General features: G+C 36.9%; 16 protein-coding genes. 9 read left to right on the forward strand and 7 right to left on the reverse strand.

Features of this window, described 5'->3' with window-relative positions; translation table 11 throughout:
• Positions 1-65: 65 nt before the first annotated feature.
• The 8 genes from csm5 to IQ247_RS18455 all read left to right on the forward strand — a co-directional run bounded on the left by csm5 (position 66) and on the right by IQ247_RS18455 (position 5,947).
• Positions 66-1,343 carry a type III-A CRISPR-associated RAMP protein Csm5 gene (gene csm5, locus IQ247_RS18425; protein WP_193922548.1) on the forward strand — a complete coding sequence of 426 codons (1,278 nt, stop codon included), beginning with the start codon at positions 66-68 and terminating at the stop codon, positions 1,341-1,343.
• 2 nt (positions 1,344-1,345) lie between these two features.
• The gene (gene cas6 / locus IQ247_RS18430) at positions 1,346-2,119 is read left to right on the forward strand and encodes a CRISPR system precrRNA processing endoribonuclease RAMP protein Cas6 (protein ID WP_193922549.1); all 774 of its coding nucleotides are present in this window, start codon (positions 1,346-1,348) and stop codon (positions 2,117-2,119) included.
• A gap of 10 nt (positions 2,120-2,129) precedes the next feature.
• Positions 2,130-3,365, forward strand: a complete 1,236-nt coding sequence (csx2, locus tag IQ247_RS18435) for a TIGR02221 family CRISPR-associated protein (RefSeq protein ID WP_193922550.1) — start codon at positions 2,130-2,132, stop codon at positions 3,363-3,365.
• 82 nt (positions 3,366-3,447) lie between these two features.
• Entirely contained in the window at positions 3,448-3,858 is a 411-nt protein-coding gene (locus tag IQ247_RS18440; protein WP_193922551.1) for a hypothetical protein, read from the forward strand.
• Between the two features lie 70 nt (positions 3,859-3,928).
• Entirely contained in the window at positions 3,929-4,435 is a 507-nt protein-coding gene (locus tag IQ247_RS18445; RefSeq protein ID WP_193922552.1) for a hypothetical protein, read from the forward strand.
• Between the two features lie 12 nt (positions 4,436-4,447).
• Positions 4,448-4,588, forward strand: coding sequence for a hypothetical protein (locus IQ247_RS32640; RefSeq protein ID WP_228059848.1), 141 nt, complete (start codon positions 4,448-4,450; stop codon positions 4,586-4,588).
• Between the two features lie 26 nt (positions 4,589-4,614).
• Positions 4,615-5,337, forward strand: a complete 723-nt coding sequence (gene csx7, locus IQ247_RS18450; RefSeq protein WP_228059849.1) for a type III CRISPR-associated RAMP protein Csx7 — start codon at positions 4,615-4,617, stop codon at positions 5,335-5,337.
• On the forward strand, positions 5,327-5,947 hold the full coding sequence (locus tag IQ247_RS18455; RefSeq protein WP_193922553.1) for a hypothetical protein: 621 nt from the start codon (positions 5,327-5,329) through the stop codon (positions 5,945-5,947). The genes csx7 and IQ247_RS18455 overlap by 11 nt, the downstream gene beginning before the upstream one ends.
• Positions 5,948-6,009: 62 nt before the next feature.
• Here IQ247_RS18455 and IQ247_RS18460 read toward each other — a convergent pair whose 3' ends face one another.
• The 5 genes from IQ247_RS18460 to IQ247_RS18480 form a co-directional block, all read right to left on the reverse strand.
• The gene (locus IQ247_RS18460; RefSeq protein ID WP_193922554.1) at positions 6,010-6,267 is read right to left on the reverse strand and encodes a type II toxin-antitoxin system VapC family toxin; all 258 of its coding nucleotides are present in this window, start codon (positions 6,265-6,267) and stop codon (positions 6,010-6,012) included.
• Positions 6,264-6,494 carry an antitoxin gene (locus IQ247_RS18465; protein ID WP_193922555.1) on the reverse strand — a complete coding sequence of 77 codons (231 nt, stop codon included), beginning with the start codon at positions 6,492-6,494 and terminating at the stop codon, positions 6,264-6,266. Before IQ247_RS18465 ends, IQ247_RS18460 begins: the two co-directional genes overlap by 4 nt.
• A 415-nt stretch (positions 6,495-6,909) precedes the next feature.
• Complete coding sequence (locus IQ247_RS18470; protein WP_193922556.1) at positions 6,910-9,537, reverse strand: DNA polymerase III subunit alpha; 2,628 nt, start codon at positions 9,535-9,537, stop codon at positions 6,910-6,912.
• A 523-nt stretch (positions 9,538-10,060) separates the two neighbouring features.
• Positions 10,061-10,240 carry a hypothetical protein gene (locus IQ247_RS18475; RefSeq protein WP_193922557.1) on the reverse strand — a complete coding sequence of 60 codons (180 nt, stop codon included), beginning with the start codon at positions 10,238-10,240 and terminating at the stop codon, positions 10,061-10,063.
• A gap of 404 nt (positions 10,241-10,644) precedes the next feature.
• Positions 10,645-11,034: a flavin reductase family protein gene (locus tag IQ247_RS18480; protein WP_228059850.1), complete on the reverse strand. Its 390-nt coding sequence runs from the start codon at positions 11,032-11,034 to the stop codon at positions 10,645-10,647.
• Between the two features lie 52 nt (positions 11,035-11,086).
• Here IQ247_RS18480 and xisF point away from each other — a divergent pair, with 52 nt between their 5' ends.
• Positions 11,087-12,568, forward strand: a complete 1,482-nt coding sequence (xisF, locus tag IQ247_RS18485; protein WP_193922558.1) for a fdxN element excision recombinase XisF — start codon at positions 11,087-11,089, stop codon at positions 12,566-12,568.
• A gap of 302 nt (positions 12,569-12,870) precedes the next feature.
• Here the strand turns inward: xisF and IQ247_RS18490 are convergent, their stop codons facing one another.
• Positions 12,871-13,134 carry a hypothetical protein gene (locus tag IQ247_RS18490; protein WP_193922559.1) on the reverse strand — a complete coding sequence of 88 codons (264 nt, stop codon included), beginning with the start codon at positions 13,132-13,134 and terminating at the stop codon, positions 12,871-12,873.
• A 552-nt stretch (positions 13,135-13,686) separates the two neighbouring features.
• The gene (locus IQ247_RS18495) at positions 13,687-15,057 is read right to left on the reverse strand and encodes an FprA family A-type flavoprotein (protein ID WP_228059851.1); all 1,371 of its coding nucleotides are present in this window, start codon (positions 15,055-15,057) and stop codon (positions 13,687-13,689) included.
• Between the last annotated feature and the right edge of the window lie 101 nt (positions 15,058-15,158).

Here is a 15,158-nt window from a genome sequence, read left to right on the forward strand (position 1 = left end):
ATTTAGTCTGCGAAGGCAGACTTTGTTTGTGTAGCCGCGACTTATAGTCGCCAGGTAATTTTAAAATGATATCAACTTCTCTCAATAAACCTCAAGTTTACGAATCAAAAAAGATACAGCTAACCAGTCCTATTTTACACATAGGTTCCGCAGTATCAAAACTAAACCCCTTTGAATACGTGCAAACATCGAGAAAAGTCTACCTTCCTAACCAAGAAGCACTAGCTAAAGCACTGCATAAACAAGGTGGTAGCTATCTGAATGACTATATCCAAGCAATTAATAATCGGGATAACCTAGAAAACCTCCTTGAAGATGCTTTTGGTGAGCAATGGTGGAATACAAAAGGTGAAAATGGAGAATTAATTTTTCCCAAACAAGCTATTAGTCAAAAACTCACAGAAGAACGAATCACAGATTTACGTCCGATGATTCGCAATGGGATGGGACAATTATACATACCCGGTTCTTCCATCAAAGGAGCAATTAGAACAGCCATTGCCTATTACTTATTAAAACATCGCGATCGCTTTCATATACCCGAACAGTCTAAAGTCAGCGAAATTGAAAAAAGATTACGTAATCGGTTGGTTGAATTAGGAAATAAACACAAACAAAAATTTGCTGATGATGACCTGTTTATGGAGACTTTATTCTCAGATTATCAACTTATATATCAAGGCAAAAAGTACAATGGAAGCAGTCAAAATACAGATTTTCTCAGAGCCTTAAGCGTCAGCGATTGTGAACCATTAATAGAGAGAAAACTTACCAATAAACAAGGAAAAACAATTCCTATCAATATGTCAGTTATTGCTGAGATAATAGTCTCAAGTCGCTTCCCCGATTATCTAGCAAAATATAGAGCATCCCTCTACGTTGAAATGGTACGCAATGTCCAAACAACATTTACTTTGACACTCGATACAGAAATGCTTTCCTGGTTTAAACACAAACAAGATATGCAAATACCATTTACAAATTTAAAAGAATTATTAAACATTTGTCAGGAATTTACCCAAGAACAATGGGATTACGAACACGATTATTGGAACGATATCAAAAATAATTCCCGCGCAGCAGGGAAAAATTTAGATTTTAGTTATATCCGTCAATTTTATGAACCCGAAACAAGTCCATTTTCCATGCGATTGGGTTGGGGAAGCGGAATGACGGGAACAACCGTAGGTTTATTATTTGATGACCAATTGCGAGCAGATATTCGCGATACCTGTGGATTAAAAGCACCTGGTTTTGAAGCTGCAAAATCTCGAAGAACGGTGATGAATCCGAATGGAGAAATCAAATTTGTACCGGGATGGGTAAAATTCAAAGTTTTATAATCATGCTCATAAATTCAACTTGGACACTCACCGTATCCGAACCAACCATATTACCCCGTTCCTGCAACCTGGAACTCGTAAAAATCTTGCATAATCGCATTGGATTAGAAATCGGTAGCGAACAAATTCCTTCCACATCATTTTCGGGAATATGTGGCTCTTTTTTAAGACAACAAGACTTTATTACTTTACAACCGGAAGATTTTTATCAAATATCTCTATCCGGATTAAAAGAAGATATTAGTAAAGCTATCCTGGAACTAAATCTTAATGATTCCCTGGAGTTTCTTGGTGCTAAATTAAATATGATTAACCGTGAAGACAAAATTACCAGCTATGAGGAAATATATACCAAATTAGTCGCCAATGAACCGGAATCAATTCGTAAATTTAATTTGCAATTTACCACCCCCACAGCTTTCGCACAATATGGTAGTACCCTACCTTTGCCGTTACCATCTTTAATGATTCGTAGTTGGTTGGAACGGTGGAATAATTTTGCTCCTGTTTATTTAGGAGGTGATGAGTTAATCAGTTATTTTAATCATGCTTTAATCCTCAAACAGCATCGCATTCAAACCCGTAGGATTCAAATGTATAAAGGTTATGTGAATGGATTTACCGGAGAGGTGACACTACAAATCTTAAATCGTGCGGATGCGTTGTTGGCAAATGTAGCTGATTTGTTGGTGCAATATGCTGAGTTCGCGGGAACTGGGATAAAGACGCGGTTAGGAATGGGACAGACAATTGTAAAACAAGAACTCAGACAATAGGAATTTTATTATGCGAACTATTATTACCTTTCTCAACAATAGAGGATTGATGCCAGGTTCATTTTATACTTGGCAAGGAAAAGAATATGAGGGTGGAGTTTTTAGTTTAGCCTTACGTCAATTTGTTGAGCATGATCGAATGCTTGTTTGTAATACCCCAGAAGCTCAAGAGAAAACTTGGCCTGAATTATTAAAATTGAATGATAATCGCATTGAACCAGTTTTAATTCCCAAGGGTGAAACAACAGCCGAAATGTGGGAAATGTTTAATACAATTACAGAACGAGTAAATGATGGAGAAACAGTCATATTTGATATTACTCATGGTTTGCGATCGCTACCATTTTTAGTATTTTTATTTGCAGCTTATCTTAAGTCAGCTAAACAAGTACAAATCGAAGCTATTTATTATGGTGCATTTGAATTAGGAAAACCTGCACCAGTTATTGATTTATCCGAATTTATAAGTATTATTGATTGGCTCACAGCAACTAATCAATTTGTAAAAACAGGTAATGGAGAAGCACTGGCTCATTTACTCAGAAAGGGTATACCATCTAGTATAGAGTTGCGTGATAATATTGATGCGCGAGAACTAAGAAATCATCTTGATTCTGCATCTAAAGCTATTGAAGCTATTTCTTCCGCATTACGTCTGACCAGACCAACAGAGACAATGGAGCAGGCAACAAAGCTAGAAGAAGCCTTAAAAAAAGCTGAACCTAGTATTAATAAAAAAGCACAACCATTTAGTATTCTAACAGAACAAGTAGTTGAAGAATATGGGCAATTTGCACTTGAAAAACCTAGAGGTAATTCACAATTAGTCAAAAATTTAGGGCTACAGTTAAAGATGATTGAATGGTATCGAGATAGACAACAAATTGTACAGGCTGTAACTTTAACACGCGAATGGATTGTTTCTGTTTTAGCGCTTAATTTTGAAGAAGAAATGTTTGATAATAAAAATGGGCGTTCTGAAGTTGAAAAAGCTTTAAATAACGGAGGTAAAATTCAAGCAAAAAAAGAAATAAATGAACCAAGTCGTTGTGATGAAAAGCTCAAAGAAATACCGAATAAGGAAGAGTTAATCAACTACTGGCAACAAATTACAGGATTAAGAAATGATATTGCCCATGTTGGCATGAATCCTCAACCAAAACAAGCTAAACAGCTAAAAGAGAGCTTTGAACGGATATATCCATTTCTCTCGCAGTTTGCGGAATCGCTGTTATCGACCAAATAATTAAAATAAGTCTATTTTGAGAGAATAACGCACAAGGACAATTATTAATACCTGCTTCCCAACTTAAAGGAAGATTTGCTAAATGAGTGAACCTTTACTACAACAAAAACAACTACAAGTTCAAAAAGGAATTCGTCAAGCGGAAGATGATTTAGTCATCTGGATTCAGAATGCTTTAGATCAAACCAATTATGGAGACTTAGAAGAATCGCAATTTCGCAACCTAGTCCGAGTTGCTGATACAACAGAAAGCGCAGAAGTTATCAAAAATTTTATCCGTTATCAAGTTGGAAGGGATAAAAAATGGGGGAAAGGAAACGGTTCTTTAGCAGAAAGAATAGTCCAAGATATTGATGGGAATTTAAAGAAAAATGCTCAGGCGATCGCAGAGTGTTGTCAAACAGATTTTAAGCCGATTTGGTTAGAGTTAATTCGTCGATATTTAGGTTATGGTTCGCGGTATTTGAAGTATAAACGGGATGGTGTAGGATAGGATAAAAATATGACCGAAAGGATTGAAAAAGCCTGGATAATAGTTGTTATTTAGAATGAGAAATTAATTAATGATAAATACACTTATCTGTACAGTTGGTACAAGTCTTTTTGCTAACTTTAAATATAGTCAAGAAGAAGAGTTAAAGCAAGCTTTTACAGAGAAAAACTGGCAAAAACTTACTTTATTACTTTTAGATAAACCGAACACAGAGCGTATCTGTGGAGCAGAAATTAATTCCATTGCCAGAATATATGAAAAAGGGTTTTTATCATCTTTGGAGAAGTTAGTATTTGGAAAAAAAGAAATAAATCTTAGGGATGACCACGGCAAAGATAAATTGCAAAATTTTGCCGAAAAAATTTGTAATTCTCCTTATGTAAAAAAGGTCGTCAATTCTTTACCATTTAACCCTAAAGCAACTAATCAAATTCGTCGTACTAAAGCAAACGGAATTGTCGAGTTTGTTTTAACTTGGACAGATGCAGGTTTAAGATTATGTATTGAAACAACGGGTAGAAATCTAGCTGAAACAAATACGATTGCTTTGCATTTACAAGAAAACTACTCAAAATAAAAAAATCAAACCATGTTCGACACATTTAAAAACCGCCTAGAACTAACAGGAACCCTGACAACCGTAACCGCATTACGAATTAGCGCAGGACGTTCCAGCGAACCCATCGGTTCCGATTTACCAGTCATCAAAGACCATTCGGTAATCCCTTAATACCCGGTTCCAGCTTTAAAGGAGCATTGCGATCGCGCTTAGAAAGTTTTCTCCGTGGTATCGTTGGTAATAATCGCAAACTTGTAGCAAATCCTGCTATTGAAGAGCAATGGTCACTCACATCGAAAGAATTATCTGATTTCAAGGAAACTATCAAAAACTTAAAACCAGTAGAGAAAGAAGAACGATTACATACCTATTTTGTAAACAACACTGATTTAGTTTCTTCTCTCTTCGGTTCTCCTTGGATAGCGAGTAAATTTCAAGTACGTGACTTAACAGTAAAACCAGATACCTGGTTTGGACAATACCAAGAACGTGACGGTGTATCAATTGATAGAGATACGGAAACCGCAGCAGATGGAAAACTTTACGATTTCCAAGTAGTACCCGCAGGAACCCAATTTGAATTTAAAGCCATAGTTGAGAATGCAGAGGAATGGGAATTAGGTTTATTGATGCTTGGTTTGCATCAATTTGAAACTGAACAAATTCCCCTTGGAGGTGGACGTTCTCGTGGTTTGGGTGTTGTTAAACTAGATATGAGCGAGATGCTATGGTTTGATTATCCCGCAGATCAACCAGATTTATTACTTGATTATCTCAAAAAACTGGTGATGGGTGATAAAAGTGCTTATGAGGATGCGCGGGATTTTAAAGATCATTGGGTACAAAAATTAATTGATAAACTGACAATTACTAAATCAAATAAAAATATCAGTGAGATAAAGGGGCAATATGGCTTTTAGTAATTTCAAAATTATCGGCGAAGTTCTCAAAGAATATCAAGTCACCTACACTGAAGAAAACTTTGTCGGTGAAACTCCTTTTAATGTATCCGAATATTTTCGAGAAGATTTAGAGATAGTAATGCGGGAAGGAGTTGTTAACAATTCGGAATTTGCTATTTGTGAAAATTTGATTTACCCAGTTCTCAAAGAAGTCTGGAAACTTTATAACAATAAATTTACCTTATGGAGTCACCAATCTTTAAATTATGATGAAAAGCTTTCGGGCTATCCGGAATATATTTTAGCAAGACGCTCTCCATTAGGAAAAGTTGTTTTCGATAAACCTTATTTTATTTTAGTTGAAGCAAAGCAAGATGATTTTGAAGGTGGTTGGGCGCAATGTCTCTCGGAAATGATAGCTGCACAAAGGTTAAATGCAGAACATTCTATAGTTGTATTTGGTGTTTCGTCTAATGGCAGTACTTGGCAATTTGGAAAGTTAGAAGATAACAAGTTTACTAGAAATATTACTCCTTATACAATTTACGAACTAGACAAACTTTTTGCGGTTGTAAATTTTATATTTCAGCAATGCGAACAACAGTTAGATAACTTAGTAGCTGCGTAATTTCTATTTTTTCAATTCATTTTATCATGCACAAACGACTTGTTAATCATTGCACTATCAATTTAAGTATCATTCCCGATGGACCATTGTGTCGCTTGTTCATTAAAGGGTACGATTTCTAGAGGAATTAAAAATTGAGAAAGTGCTGCACGGTTTTGTTCTTGACGTTGGCTTTTGTAAACACCATATTCAAGTTCACCAACAGTAATTGATGATATACCCACATCAAAAATATCAAGTGTTTGAAATTTTTCTAATACTTGAGGTGGCTTATTTTTAATGATGTAGATACATGTATTGGTATCAAGCAAAAATCTCATTCTAGTGCTTCTCTTTGGTCTGAAGTGGGTTGTTCTCTGGTTGTCATAAAATCTTCAGAGAAGAGATTTAAGCTATCAAATAATGTTTGCCAAGGATTTTCTTTGGAAATTAAAACAACAACGTTACCTATTTTTTTTATGTAAACTTCAGAGCCTTGAAATTGGAATTCTTTGGGTATAATCACTGTTTGATTATCACCGTTAGTAATTATTTGAGCAGTATTCATTTTTTTAAGCCTCCCAATTTTTGAACATTAGATATTAATTTGCTCTCCTATTCTCCATTATCCACTGATTATCATGCTTTGAGTGTGAAAATTTCGGCAATTGCGTAGTGCTAATTCATGAATTACCACTACTTTTATTGGGTTTTGCGTAAGCGCTCAGTTTTTGGAAGTTGATGTCCTTTTATTAGAGTAAACCGGAAAAATAATCCCTTCATCCGTGTTGGAAAGTTTTGGGGTTCGATAATCTACACCCCAACGCCACTTGCTACAAGTCGGCCGCAGTCGCTACAACGGAGGGAGCCTCCCTTCGGGTTCATCAGTTTGATGGGACGGAAACCGACCCCATCAACTGATTCACCGCAACGCGCTGACGAAGGAAACCATAGCCGAGCAGCGGCTCAACTTTCCGCAAAATCTAAAAAACCCCCACCTGCTTCAACTCTAACCCTCGTTCAAATATTTCATCAATAGCCAACATTTCCCCATCAACTGTCATAAATTTATGGTCTTTAGTAGCCTTGATTATTGAACCATCTTCTAATTCATATTCAAATAGTTCTTGTAATCCTCTATTATGCCATTGTGCTATAGGTTGACTATAAATATTACCATTCTCATCAACGCTGAAAACTGAACATTCGATTCTTTCTTCAACTATTTTACCTATCGGCATCAAACCATATTCTACAGTTAAAACTTCGGTGTCGGAACTCAAACAATATTCAGCAAAATTAATCATCTGCTCGAATAATGCTTCAGCAATTTGTTTGTTAACTCCATTTTTCGCGGAACCATCAATGAAAATTTCACGATGTTTCTGCATTTCTGAAACTTTCTTTTTACCCATGGCACGACGTAGCAAATCCGCTTGTCCGAGGGAATAACCAGCCATGTCTTGAGCAATTTTCATGATTTGTTCTTGATAAACCATAATTCCATAGGTTTCATCAAGAATCGGTTCTAAAATATTCGCTTCGTATTCAATTTTTTCTCGACCATGTTTTCTATCAATGAAGTGAGGAATTAATCCCGCGTCTAATGGTCCAGGTCGATAAAGCGCTAAAATTGATGAAATATCTTCTATATTTGAAGGTTTCAAATCTCTAACAATTTGCCGCATTCCGGAAGATTCTAATTGAAATATTCCTTCTAATTCTCCCGCTTCTAATAATTCATAAGTCTTTCTAACATCGTGAGGAAATTTAGCTGTTTCTCCTCCTTTAGCAAATATTTTCTGAGCTTTTCTTTCTTGAGAAGTTATATCATAGGGGTCTATTCTATATCCATTCTGCTTTTCTATTAAATCGATAGTTTTGTCAATCATGGTTAGGTTTCTTAAACCCAAAAAGTCCATTTTTAACAAACCCATTGATTCCAAATCTTCCATGTAATATTGAGTTATTACAGAACCATCATTATTTCTTTGTAACGGCACAATTTCATCTAAAGGTTCCGCAGAAATTACCACACCCGCAGCATGAACCCCAAAGGTTTTGTTAGTTCCTTCAATGCGTATTGCCATGTCTATCCAATGTTTTACCGCTGGATCATTATCATATCTTTCTTTAAATTCTGGTTCCGGAGTATCATCAGCAATCATTTTCTGCAATTTAGCCGGTTTACCCCTAGCTACAGGAATCAATTTCGCCATTTTATCGGCTTCCCCGTAAGGAATATCTAATACCCTGGCGACATCTTTTAATACCGCTTTAGAAGTTAATCGGTTAAAAGTAATGATTTGAGCAACCTTATCTTCCCCGTATTGACTAGTTACATAATCAATAACTTTGTCGCGGCTTTCTATACAGAAATCCGTATCAATATCAGGCATCGATTTTCTTTCTGGGTTCAAGAAACGCTCGAATAATAATCCATGATGTACGGGGTCAATATTAGTAATTCCCATAGAATATGCTACTAAAGAACCCGCTGCCGAACCTCTTCCTGGTCCCACAGGGATTTTATTGTCACGAGCAAATTTGATGTAGTCCCACACAACTAAAAAGTATGTCGAAAAACCCATCCGCTGAATCATTTCTAATTCATATTCCAGCCTTTCTTTATAAGTATTATCTATTTCACTACGGGATTTACGATTTAACTTTTGTAATAGTCCCTGCCAAGTTACTTCTTCTACATAAGTATCGGCAGTATGACCTGATGGTATAGGAAAATGAGGGATTCTCGGAGAACCTAAAATATCATAAGGTTCGATTTTTTCGGCAACTTCTACTGTATTTGTAACGGCTTCTTCTATGACATCTTCTGGTAAATGGTCGCGGAATAATTGCTTCATTTCTTCAGCAGATTTCAGATATTCCGTACCGCTGTAACGCATTCTTTTATCTTCAAAAATCTTCTTTCCAGTTTGAATGCACAGCAAAGCATCGTGAGCTTCTACATCGTTACAAGAAATATAATGAGAGTCATTTGTAGCAATTATTTTTATTCCTAATTCTCGCGCAATTTTGACAATTTCCACATTCACAACTCGGTCTTCTTGAGAACCGTGGTCTTGAATTTCTAAATAATAATCATCTCCAAATATATCTTGATACCATTTTGCAATGTTTCGTGCTACATCCGGTCTACCGCTGAGAATCGCTTGGGGGACTTCTCCACCCAGACAAGCACTGGTAACAATTAAATCTTGGTGATACTGTTCTAATAATTCTTTATTTATACAAGGACGCGAAAAAATCCCTTTTCCCTGCACCCCTTCCAAATGAGATATTGTAGTTAATTTAGTTAAATGTTTATAACCACGAGTGTTTTTCGCCAAAACAACCTGATGATACCGGGGACGGCGTTCCTGTTTTGTGATATCACCATTAATCACATACATTTCATTCCCGATAATCGGCTGAAAATTCTTACTCCGACAAATTTTGATTAATTCAACCGCACCATACATCACTCCATGATCCGTTAGCGCGATCGCCTTCATTCCCAGTTCAATAGCACGATCTATCAAAGCTGGTAACTGAGAGGCACCATCTAGCAAGCTATAGTCGCTATGAATGTGTAAAGGTACAAAGGACATACGATCGCCAATTTCTCCAAGACCACAGGTGTTATCCAGAGTAACGCACGAATGTAATCTAGACTATATTTTCTTGGCGGTCAATATATTAATTTTCTTATTCGTGTTTGAATTTTGAAACATTGGTAATAATCAAGCAGAAGTCGGCTTTTTAGTCTAAACTCCAGTTATATAAAACAATTATCGTAAAAACCCGGCTTCTCACCCCTACAGTAGTCCTAGTGCTAATTATTACTTTACATCTTATAAATAAATGTATTAATAGTTGTACATTTCCTGAGCAATTTACTTAAAAACATCAAATTAAAGCAATAATAAAGAATTATTTTGAACCGATTTATACAAAAAAACCTCATCCCAAGGACGAGGCATTTGCTAAGGCTATAAGTAAAATTAAGTTGTCGCAAACCCAGAAGAAAAAAATTAGCCCGTTAAAATAAAACTTTGTTAACTCATAACTGATAAATCTTCCCCAAGCGACTCGGCAATTATTGCTTTGAGATCGGGGACTTGCAAAAATAAATTATCCACCGTTAGAAGATTGTCCCTTAGCATCGCATTCTCTACCCCAACACCGCTCCAAAAGTTCAATCCTATAGACATAAGCAAAGGTATGGGGATTTAATATAAGTTTTTCACTAAACAAGGGTTGATTGAGATAATGCCACAAAGGAAATTTTAGTTTGTTTTTTTCTGGATACATAACAAGAGCCAATAATTTAAACCGTTGCCACAGTCGTAAGCATTTTTTGAAGATGCTAGTACTGACTTAATAGTTAAACTTTACACAATCTGTATACGGTTGACCTGCGGACAATTGCTGAAACAGAAGAATCTTTAATTCCACAGTCCTACGACATTCATTTATAGCAAAAGTTAGATTATTTTGCTGATGTCAGAAATTATGTAAATGTATATCAAGGTACATTTTTATATTTTGTAAAACGAAGTTTTGACAAAATACGGTCAACACTTCATACAGTTTATAGAGTAGTATTATCCGGATGAATTTATCAGGATTTACGCTAAACCAATATGAAAGTAGGGGTAATTCATGAATTACCCCTACTTTCGTTCTACATCAATTGATATGATAAATCTTCGTTATTAATAATGATTCCCTGCTTTACGACGGTGAATCGCGGTAACTGTATCCGGTTGCAGCAATTTACCATTATCAACTGTTGCATATATTACCCAGTGGTCGCCGCATTCCATACGTTTACTTGCAGAACATTCCAAATAGGCTGTAGCATCGGTGAGAATAATACCACCATTATCGGCTGATGCTGTGGGGAAGTTGGTAAAACGGTCTTCACCCGGAGCAAAAGATTTACGGAAGTGCTTTACGTAATCTTGTTGATTGCCTTCACCGATAATATTTAAAACAAACTTACTTCCAGGATACAGCAAGTTTTCCACCGCTCTATCTTTGGCGATCGCCAAGCTAATTCCCGGTGGGTCGAAGGTTGCTTGTGTCACCCACCCAGTAGACAACCACAATTCGTGATTGTAAATTGAGTAGAACAACTTATTCAGATACCATATCATGGCTAAAGTAATATGGGCTTACTGTCGCGTATCAACAAAAGAACAAGCGTACTCTGTAGAAGAATCTTTGAGTACTCAAATTAATCGCTGTCGTCTTTATGGTGCTTCTCGAACTTACTTCGATATCGATAAAAGAACTAAAGATATGCGTCCGGGTTTAGCTCAATTGCTCGAAGATATCGAAAACTCAAAGCCGGGTGATATCGATGAGTTAGTATTTACACGATTAGACCGCGTAGCATCATCGCCAGTAACTTTTTACACTCTTCTAGCTGCGCTAAAAAAAAAGAAGATAAAACCCGTAGCTATGGATGACTCCCTTGATTTAGAAAGCGTGGGGGGAGAGTTATCTGCCGATATTCGATTAGCTGTTAGTAAACATGAGATTCAAATGTTAGGTCTGCGAATTCGTAAATCTCTAGAATATCGGCGCTCTCAAGGAATCCCTCACCCGAAAATGCCGTTTGGTTACGTGTTAATCGATGATGATTACGCATTCGATTACACACCCGTCCTTTGTCATCTCGAAGATAAACGCGAATACTCAGTTCACGATATAGTCACAATGGTTTTCAAAGCATTTAGCGAAACTCATAGTATTCGTGGGACATCTCATTGGGTAACTAATTACTTCGGGTTGTACCACGGGGTGGAACGCAACAAACAACGTCAATCTCACATAGTCGAAGGTAACGCTGATATCAAGTTACCAATAAAACAAAATATAGGGAAACGATTTCCACATTGTACGCTTAGATTTTCATCAACTATGATTTCCTATATGCTCAAGAACCTGGCATACGCAGGGAACCCAGATACTAGATTTGAACATGATAAACCTTATATATCCCATATTCAATATCAGAAAAACCAAGAAATAATAAAGAAAAATAAGTGTAATCCTAAGAGCGATCGCACTCGTAATCAAAATGAATACTCAGGTAAAATAAGGTGCGCTATATGTGATGGCACAGTCTCAAGAACGTTTCAACCCGGTAGAAAACAACCATATTACTTTTGTCGCGCTGCTAAAGTTGATGGACACTGTACCAATAAAAAATTCATCGCGAAGTCAAATTTAGAGAAACAAGTTGTAAAACAATTAAAAGATAGTGCTGTCACTTTAGCTAAACGAACGCTAACTTTTCAAAAACGAGAAGATATTTCTGAGACATCGGAAGTTAAAAAATTAAAATCTCAAATAAACGCACTAAAACAAATCACACCCTCTAGTGTTGAAATAGAAGATGTGATTAAGAGTCTTCAAATTAAACTAGAAAGGGAGTTGGTCAAAACTATAGAAGTTAAATCGGATAACGAAGTATTACTTCGCGATTTTATTAGCGCCTTCAGTTATCTAGATAATGAAATGTGGGATAACTTTAGCGTTCTAGACAAAATTAAATTAATTGACTTGTATGTTGACTTTATCTCGTTGGGTATGGATAAAATCGTTAGAGTTAACTTGAGAATCAATTAACTTTTGATTTCGCTTTTCTTTAGTTGCTTTAATAATTTGAATGATGCGGTTCGCAAACTCCCAATCAGATTCAAACTGTATATCTGCTTGTTGTTGTAGTGTCATAAAAAAAAATGTAGCGCTTATTCTAATCATAGAGACTACACGCTACATTTTTTGTTTGAAATAATCAATTATTTAGTATAAAAATTATTCAGTTTTAACCATTAGCGCTTTCACTTCGTTCATCCAACGGGTAAATTGATTTCGCTGTTTGGGAGGTATTGTTTTCGCCACAATATCAACTGCATCCCCAAGCATCTCTAAGCAACTTGGGGCAGGGATTTTCCCTCAAGTAAAGCCAACCTCCTATCTAACGATTGCAAAGTATCCAATAAAGGTTTTGTTTCCGTTGGTGATATATCTAACGGTTTTGTTTCCGCAGCACCATCAATCAAAGATTTAACAACATCATTTAAATCTTGTTTTGAAAACTCCTCGGATAGCAACCCACTTGCTATCAGTTTCAAAACTAGTTCGTTTGATATTCGGAATTGAATCAATCTACGGTCTGTGTCGAATTTCATAGTACTTATTATATCCACACCCCAACTGTATACGAACAACGTAACGAGCGACAACGCATAAACGATGTAAATAGGTAAGGCTAGAATCCATAAGTTAATTCGTTACGCTATCCGTATACAAAAAAATTCCGGTATGCGTTACGGCAAGAACAGGAACCGACACAACACTATTTAAAGGTTAACGGAACGTAAAGTTACCATGCAACAGCAGATATCTCAATCCATTGCGATCGCCCCTCCGGGGCGCGTGCCGATCGCGATTCTCTCGAAAGCGGAAACCTAATGTTTTACATCGATCAATCAATTTAGTCTATCTTGAATTGTCGGAATTACTTTTTTTGTGTGGGGTGTGTTTTCGTTTTCCCCTCACACTTCAATCGTAACGCAGACCGTTACGGTATGCGTACGGATAACGTAACGGATAAACTTATACTAATTCAATATTTAATAATGACGTAGGTTTATAGGTTTACGTGACTACAAAAAAACACCCCACATACTATGCAAAGGTTGAGTCATACATAATCATTTTGTTTTCGAGATAAATATCGGTTAGTTATTGACTACTGCAAAGGGTGTATGTGAAACCCAGGAACCAAGCATTCCAGTGGTAACTTCTCCGTGTTTTGCTGTAAGAACACAAACAGAACCAACGATACGTCCCACGGCTTGTTCCATAGGAGTTGCAGCGGGTTGAGTTAAACGTAATTTACGAGCTTTTCTCAAAGTTTGAGCGAAATCAGTTGCTGTTTCTTCGCATTCCTTGAGAGTTTTATCGGATGGTTTAAATCTAGCTTTGAAGGTGTCGAAACCAAATTTAAATCCTGCATCCCGCAGTTTACCTTCAATTAAATCAAATGCTTCACCACTCCAACCATAGGAACCAAATACACCAGCAAGTTTACCTATATCACCAACTGTAAGTACAATACCCAAAGCAGTGTGAATCGGAGTCGGTGCATTACCACCAATGGTGGGAGAACCGATGATAAAACCGTCTGATTTTTCAATAGCAGCCCGAATTTCATCTGGTTGAGCAAATTCACAGTTAATCGACTCTACAGCTACCCCACCTTTAGTTAAACCTAAACCGAATGCTTGAGCCAAAGTAGAAGTATTACCGTATGCTGAAGCGTAAAGTAAGGCAACGGTAACTTCACGCTCAGTTTGAGAAACACTCCAGTGTTGATAAGCTTTGTTGAGTTCAATTAAACCGTAACGTACCAAAGGCCCGTGAACACTAGCATACATTCTCACCGGCATTTCGGAAAGTTTTTCCAAAGCCGCTTTTACATGAGATGCATGGGGAGCCATCAAGCAGTCATAATAGTAGCGCTGGTCTTCTTTTAAAATGTCCCAGTCTTCATCAAATACTTCTTCACCGCAGACATGAGCGCCAAATAATTTATTCGAGTAGAGAATTTGGGTTTGCTGGTCGTAAGTAACAAGTCCGCTTGGCCAGCGGGGACTCGGAATCGGAATAGCTTTTAAAACGTGTCCCTGCCCTAAATCAAGGGTTTCTTTACCCCGCATTTCCATCACTTGTACCTGTTCACCAACAGCAGTACGCAGATTGGCGGCAGCAGGAACCGAGCAAACAAAAGTTAACTGTGGAGCGCGTTCTAAAAGTGCTTTGAGAGTAGCGACGCGGTTGGGATTAAAATGTCCGATAATTACATAATCCAACTTTTGAAAATCCAAGACATTCTGCAACGCTTCGATATAAATTTGGGTAAAAGTTTCCGGAGGTGGATCGATAAGTGCAGTTTTATCACCTTCAATTAAATAACAATTAGAAGTAGTTCCTTTAGCCAAAGCATATTCAATTTCAAATCGCAGCCGCGTCCAACTGCGAGACCGAATTAACGTAGTATTGGTCGCAATAGATGCAATCTGCACGTCGCGGGGATTGGAATTTGTCATAATATGTGTGAAAAATTAAGGATTAAGAATCAAAAGAATAATCAAAAAAAAAGGATGTAGATGCCTTTTTAAAAAAGAGATGGGGTGATGGGGGGATGGGG

This window comes from Plectonema cf. radiosum LEGE 06105 (genome assembly GCF_015207665.1).
GTDB classification, from domain to species: Bacteria; Cyanobacteriota; Cyanobacteriia; order Cyanobacteriales; family Nostocaceae; genus Rivularia; species Rivularia radiosa_A.